1 protein-coding gene is annotated in these 479 nt (G+C 65.3%); it reads right to left on the reverse strand.

All coding sequences use genetic code 11. From position 1 onward, the window contains the following. On the reverse strand, window positions 1-473 hold a 473-nt coding region (locus tag IEY82_RS37950; protein ID WP_506336436.1), incomplete at its 3' end, for an RNA-guided endonuclease InsQ/TnpB family protein. Window positions 474-479 lie beyond the last annotated feature (6 nt).

The raw sequence follows: 479 nt of genomic DNA on the forward strand, positions 1-479 counted from the left end.
AGATCGATGCCGGTGGCGGCCGCTACCTTCGGCAACGCCGTCTCGGTGACCTGGACGACGAATGAGGCGAAATACCGCCCGGCGGCGTCTTTGATCACGGTGACGCTGGACGGCTCGGAGGGAAGGTCCCGCGACCAGCGGACCGCGATGTCGCCGATCTTCGGCAGGGACAGTTTCCCGCCCTCGGTGATCTTGAATCGGGCGTTCTTGGTGAAGCGGATCGCCTGCCGGTTGTCCTTCTTCGACCGGTATCGGGGCGGGGCGATCTTCGGGCCTTTCCGTTTGCCGGAGACTGAGGAGAAGAAGTTGCGGAACGCCGTGGTGCAGTCGGCCAATGCCTGCTGCAACACGACGGCCGACACCTCGCAAAGCCAGGCCCGCTCCGGGCGCTTCTTCGCCTCGGTGATCACTGCGGCCGATAGATCGGCGTCGGTCACGAACGGCAGCCCGTTGTGCTGCGCGTCGTTGCGCATCCGCAA

This window comes from Nonomuraea cavernae (assembly GCF_014646355.1).
Classification (GTDB): Bacteria; Actinomycetota; Actinomycetes; order Streptosporangiales; family Streptosporangiaceae; genus Nonomuraea; species Nonomuraea cavernae.